General features: G+C 42.5%; 5 protein-coding genes. 3 read left to right on the forward strand and 2 right to left on the reverse strand.

Translation table 11 applies throughout. The features are described from left to right. The first annotated feature begins 765 nt into the window (after nt 1-765). The gene (locus QZ938_RS31380) at nt 766-1,767 is read left to right on the forward strand and encodes a hypothetical protein (RefSeq protein ID WP_293352493.1); all 1,002 of its coding nucleotides are present in this window, start codon (nt 766-768) and stop codon (nt 1,765-1,767) included. Between the two features lie 338 nt (nt 1,768-2,105). Here QZ938_RS31380 and QZ938_RS31385 read toward each other — a convergent pair whose 3' ends face one another. Next, nucleotides 2,106-2,435: a tetratricopeptide repeat protein gene (locus QZ938_RS31385; protein ID WP_293352495.1), complete on the reverse strand. Its 330-nt coding sequence runs from the start codon at nt 2,433-2,435 to the stop codon at nt 2,106-2,108. A 202-nt stretch (nt 2,436-2,637) separates the two neighbouring features. Between QZ938_RS31385 and QZ938_RS31390 the strand changes: the two genes are divergently transcribed. After that, on the forward strand, nt 2,638-3,744 hold the full coding sequence (locus QZ938_RS31390; RefSeq protein WP_293352497.1) for a DUF6745 domain-containing protein: 1,107 nt from the start codon (nt 2,638-2,640) through the stop codon (nt 3,742-3,744). A 56-nt stretch (nt 3,745-3,800) separates the two neighbouring features. After that, nucleotides 3,801-4,415, forward strand: a complete 615-nt coding sequence (locus QZ938_RS31395; protein WP_293352499.1) for a hypothetical protein — start codon at nt 3,801-3,803, stop codon at nt 4,413-4,415. A 7-nt stretch (nt 4,416-4,422) separates the two neighbouring features. Here QZ938_RS31395 and QZ938_RS31400 read toward each other — a convergent pair whose 3' ends face one another. Then, nucleotides 4,423-5,877 (reverse strand): hemolysin family protein, encoded by a 1,455-nt coding sequence (locus tag QZ938_RS31400; RefSeq protein WP_293352507.1) that lies wholly within the window; start codon nt 5,875-5,877, stop codon nt 4,423-4,425. Between the last annotated feature and the right edge of the window lie 215 nt (nt 5,878-6,092).

Here is a 6,092-nt window from a genome sequence, read left to right on the forward strand (position 1 = left end):
TGTAGTGCGGACTTCAGTCCGCATATTCAGAGGACTAAAGTCCTCACTACAAACCTGACCATAAAAGTGTTTGTAGTGCGGACTTCAGTCCGCATATTCAGAGGACTAAAGTCCTCACTACAAACCTGACCATAAAAGTGTTTGTAGTGCGGACTTCAGTCCGCATATTCAGAGGACTAAAGTCCTCACTACAAACCTTGATGAATTTTATTTGATTGAAATATTAATAAAATATAAAGTAAAATCGCGATTTTCTGCTTTTTGTGCAGTTAAAATTTAGTCTGCCGAACAGTTTTGGGTACAAACAACCAGAATTTTGTAGCACGATCGTTAAATCAAGCAATTTTAGGCTAATTTTGAACAATAATAGTCTCTAGCTTCGGTATTTCGGCAAAATAAGGAGTTCTGTTACAGCGACAATTGCCGTTTTTTGACTTTACCAGCTTGGTATATAGGCATTGCACAACGTCAGCCAGCTATTTCATTTGAAAGTCTACTTACAAGTACGGTATTGACTCGCAAATGGCTGGGAAATTTATGATATTTATCAGTATTTATACGATTGAATTCTGGAGTTTTAGGAGATTATAGTTAAGATCGAATGCTTCAACAAACAATAGCGATCGCTATTATCGCCATCATTTTGCTACCAAATTCTAGATTAAATCTACTCAAGCATTCGCGCAATTGTATCTCACAAAAAATGAATGTGTGAGTTGAAAACCATCAGCAGCATCTAACCTTGACAGAGTAAATACTAAATCTATGACTACTAATCCTTCCTTTCTCAGTTCCACATCATTCAATCCGCTGTCACCATCGGTAGACTTATCTGTTTCCTTCGCCCAAAAGTATCTACAACAGATGAAAAGCGGTGCCCCTGCGGTTGTGGGTGAGGATAAATTTATCGAACGACGGCGTATCAGTATGGCAAAACAAATGTTGACATCGCTGCGTTCAGTGAGTGCAAAATCCTGGACAAAAACTGACTACCTATTGGCAGAAACGTTAATTGAACACGGTATAGATACGGATCTAATCGATCCTTGGTATATTTCTGGTGGTATTCATCAAGTTTATAAGTTTGCGATCGAAGCCTATAGCGAGCAATTGTCGCCCTATCGTATAGTCAACAAGGTGAGCCCAGTTCTCGGACGAGTCCGACAGCACGTTACAGCAATTGATCCCCGGGTGATTGGCTTTGTGGCGATGCAATATCACTACACGGGAACGCAGTTGATGGACTTGCTCCCTGAGGGAGAACAGGAAAATTTTGGTAACTACGTCAAGATGCTAGACGATCATTTATATATGCCACTGCAACGCGCATACCAAGCTGCTGCAAACCATCCACCGAATTCGATTCCGCTGCAATCTGTTCGCCTGCTGATGTCGAAGATGAGCTATATTGCTGAACGGGTAGTCGATCGAGTAAATGAACTGTACCCACGGTATCGCTGTTATTCTGGGCCCCTCAGCAGCGAACGCATCCGTACATCGAGTATTCGTGATGTCGAGATGTTTCAGGTTTATATGTGGGTTTGTTTGCTAGAAGGCAATTTGCACGCGCTAGAAACCGAACTGTTTCCCCTCTGCGTGATGATTTACCCTCGACTGAATGTGAGTTGGGAGCTCGTCAGCCAGATGACTCACCTACTGCGTAAGGAGATTGGGGCATATCTGTCACCCCAACAAGCGGTGTATTGTGAACCCTTCTACGAGATTCTGCGCCGTATGTTTTCAGAGGAAGTTTTCCCGAATGCTTGATACGCCAAAAACTCTGACGAACAGCACAAAGCTTGATATTAAAGGACTTTAGCTGGTTTCTCCAATATTAGCTATTGTCCTGTTTATTTTGAATTTCGTTTTGCTTTTAATCTAAAAGGCGATCGACATATGACATATTTGCGATCGTCCTCCCATCAAAATCCCTACATATAGCGGTCATCAAAAAAGTCAGGTACGTTGTTGGGCTTAAGCCCTCTGAGTTTAGTGGTTGTATAAACTGTCAGTTATACCTCATCTTTTTGAGAAATGCTATAATACCAATTCAAAAAAATGTTTCTACAATAATTGAAGTTGAGTTGGTTTGATCAAATATTGTCTTATTTACCTTCCGGCTCATCCTCAACTTCCGGTTTACCCTGGTCTTGCTGTTTGTCATTAATTTCATTTTGCAGCGAATTCACTCGGACTAAAAGCATATCAGCTATTTGCGATTGTCCTCTAGCCCTGTAGATATCTATCGCTTTCTGAAAATCTTCAACAGCACCCTGTAGGTTTCCTAATAAAGTTTGAGCATTAGCACGAACCATATGCGCTTCGGGAAAGCTAGGATTGAGATTAATTGCTTGAGTTAAAAGTTCAACTGATTCTTTATATTGTCCTTGGCGAGCGAGGTCGAATCCTTGTTTATAAAGTTCTTGAGCTTTCATAATATTCCTTAAGTTCTGCTGTTCATCGCGCTTGCATAAAGGATCGAGTCTGTTGACTTTACCTGATGAATCAAGTATAAAGCACCCTGGTTCTTCCTGAGCATTCGCTGCAATTTGAAAAAGAGGTAGAGACGCAATAATTACAGAAGAAAAAACAGAAAATAAGTATAATTGTTTAAGTATAAACTTGCACATACAAAATATGAATGTAATTCATAAGCTAACTCCCGAACAAGAGGCTTTGATTCCAGTATATAGGGAAAAATGGCGCTCCATCGCACTTTCTACCGAACCAATCGATCGGCAAAAAGCCACAGAAGCAGTAACAGCAGCCTACGCATTGTTAGGTAAAAAACCACCTATGATTATTTTTTCTGATAGTCCTTATGCGTCGTTTTACCCTACTTTTAATCAAATGGAGAGTTTGTTTTGGAACGACCCGTGGCACGAACCGAAGGGACAACTGGATTCGCAACTATACAGCCAACTTACCAATCTGTTAGGATGGAATCAATGGAAAAATCACGTGAAAAGTCAATTAATTAGGACATTGAACCGTCAATTGGAAAATCCAGAGATACATGAATTAACAATGCAACTGATGCGTCAATTAGAAAGCCAACTAGCATATCAGCCGATTACCTACTTTCCATCAGAAACATTAGGTTATTATTTTCCATCAGACAATTTAAGTTATTTTGGCAGTATGTTTGACTTTTATATTTCGGTTTTAAATTGCCCTTACAATAAAAAGAAATGGTCTATATATCAGTCTTTAGCCAAGTATTGTGGTTGGATAGTTCCATTTAAGAGAGTTTGCTTTATCTGCGATCGTCCTACAATTATTTCTTTCGACAATCAACAACGACTACACGCTTTAGCTTCTCCGGCTGTTCTATTTAAAGATGGCTTCAAGGTGTACGCAGTTAATGGAGTGAGAGTGCCGGAACTATACGGAAAACTGCATCCTTCTCAATGGCGTGCAGATTGGCTTTTATCTGAGAAAAATGCAGAAGTAAAACGAGTTTTGATTCAAGGCATTGGTTATGATAGAATTTGTCAGGATTTACAAGCAACTGAATTAGACTCTTGGCAAGAATACACGTTACTCAAAATTGATATAATGGAGATTTTTGAGGGTGCATGGGGTTATGAGGAGGAAAAGCATATGCACTTATTAAAAATGACTTGTCCTAGCACCAGATATATTCATGCACTGCGAGTTCCCTCTGATATTACATCCGCAAGAGAGGCAATTAGTTGGATAAATTGGGGAATCGATCCAGAAGAGTTTTCTTTCCAAACTTAAGTAAGTTATTATAAACAGGTAGACTAATCAGTAATTGTTTTCCCAACCTAAAATATATGTCTATTGAACAGCGCCAAGGTATTGAAACAATTGACAGAAACCAAAATCTACTTCTCGTTCGCGCTCCTATTGAGTCAGTGGCGGAAAAATTTAGTAGGGCGAGACGTGCGGATGTTTGGGAACGAGATATATACGATCGCGAAATCGAAATCACCACCGAGAGCTATATTGTATTTCAGTTCCGAGGACACCCTTGGACGATCGTTGAAAAACTGACTTATAGACCCGGTTCCCTTATGTTTGGAGAAGGAGATGCTATCACCCTTTCCTGGTTCCTATCCACTCGCGCCATTTACTATAAATGCAGCGATACTTGCGGTTATATTGGTTATAACTGCTACGACGGAGGTGCATTTGCAGAGATGCTGTACTTTGAGGAAGAAATGGATCTCCTATTCCTCTCTAACTTTCGTGAGGTTAAAGCTGAGGACATTGAGAGTGGTTTTCGCTTTACTTACGCTTTTATGGAGGAGCAAGATATCTATATTCCCTACGTATATTACGAAAATGTGAGGGCTGGCGATCGCCTTAATTTACGCCCCAAAGGCCCGACGTTAGATGATTTAGTACGCAGCGACTTCGAGCGGGTAGATTATATCGGCGTTAACTAAAATACTCTTAACTCGAAAACTTCGCCGCACCTCTCAAACCGCCATTCGATCGCCCTTTTCCCCCAACTTCCCCACCAGGCGCTGCAACTTCTCCCAAATCGCGCGCGGCGAAGCTATCCCCAACGGCATCCTCCGCCGCCCCATCCAGCAACTGAATTTGAATTTGATCCAACCGCGGCCCGCACACAGAAACGACTGTAAGTTCCGCATTTTCGCAGCGCCAAACTTCCCCAACCGCCGGCATTCTTTGCAACTGATAACTCAGAAAACCTCCGATTGTCTGATATTCGTCTGTCACCTGCAAGTCCAAATTCAATATTTGATTGACATCATCTACATTTAACTGCGCTTGCGCTAAAAAAGTGCGATCGTCCAATACTTGCAAAGCAATCTCTTTGTTGTCGGGCGACTCGTAAGTGCAGCCGATAATTTCAGCGATCAAATCCCTCAGCGTCACTAAGCCGGAAATGCCGCCAAATTCATCGACGACGATCGCAATTTCTTCCGACGAACCCTGCATCAAAGGCAATAATTCCCCCAGCAGCATCATTTCCGGCACAAATCTCACCGCACTAATCCAAGTTACAATCGGCGTGTCGGGAGATAGCAAACCTTCAGCTAAGGGTTTCGCCAGTTGTTTGAAGCCAATAATCCCGATAATATCGTCTAAAGAATCTCCCGTGACGGGATAGCGGGAATGGTTGGAAATCGCCATTTCGTCAAGCAAAGTTTGAAACGTAGCCGTACTGGGAAGTACCACAATGCTGGGCCTGGGCACCATCACTTCTTCTACGCAAACTTCGCCAAATTCAAACACGTTATTCAGCAATTCTCGCTCTTCTGCTTCCAAGCCGCTTGATTCGCTGGAAGTCGCTATAATTAATTGCAGTTCTTGGGGCGTAACTGGCTGGTGCGTGCGCTCGTATTCGATTCCCGCAAGCTGCAATAGCGATCGCGTGGATTGATTGAGAAACGACACAAAGGGATTGAACAAGCGGGAAATCAATAAACTCGGAGGCCCTAAACTTCTGGCTAGCTGTTCGGAATAAACTAAGGCTACAGATTTGGGCAGGATTTCGCCGAGTACGATTTGCAGGTAAGCTAGCAGGAAAAAAGTTACTATTGAAATGCTGGCAGAATGGGCGATCGCCGATTTGATATAAATTGGTAGCGGCAAATAGCCGATCGACATTCGGATGAGAACGGCGATCGTATCTTCTCCAATCCAGCCGAGAGCTAAACTAGAAAGAGTAATTCCCAACTGCATTGTCGAGAGCAATCGCTCGATACTGTGTATCAAAGATTGAACAGTTATTGCCGGAACATCGCCGGCCTCGACTAATTGATTAATCCGCGATCGGCGTACCGTCACCATCGAAAACTCAGCCGTCACGAAAAAAGCATTGATCGCAATCAGCAGCAGCACTGACAGCAACCGCGACAGCACCTCTGCCCAACTCATCGCGGGTAAATCAGCTATCTCCTGAACTCTAGCCCCTAAAAGTGACACAATTCTCCCTAGAACAACTTTCTCGATCGAACCTGAGAATCAGATACATTTAACCCGGTAAATCCCGGACTAAGCCCAGAATAGCCGTGTATGGCAAAACAGAAAAAGCAGCAAGCTCTCCTGTCAGGGAGGTATCTCTCAAAGCTTTCAACAAAATATTGAAAGCG

The sequence above is a fragment of the Microcoleus sp. CAWBG27 genome, from assembly GCF_020883145.1.
In the GTDB taxonomy this organism is placed as follows: Bacteria; Cyanobacteriota; Cyanobacteriia; order Cyanobacteriales; family Microcoleaceae; genus Microcoleus.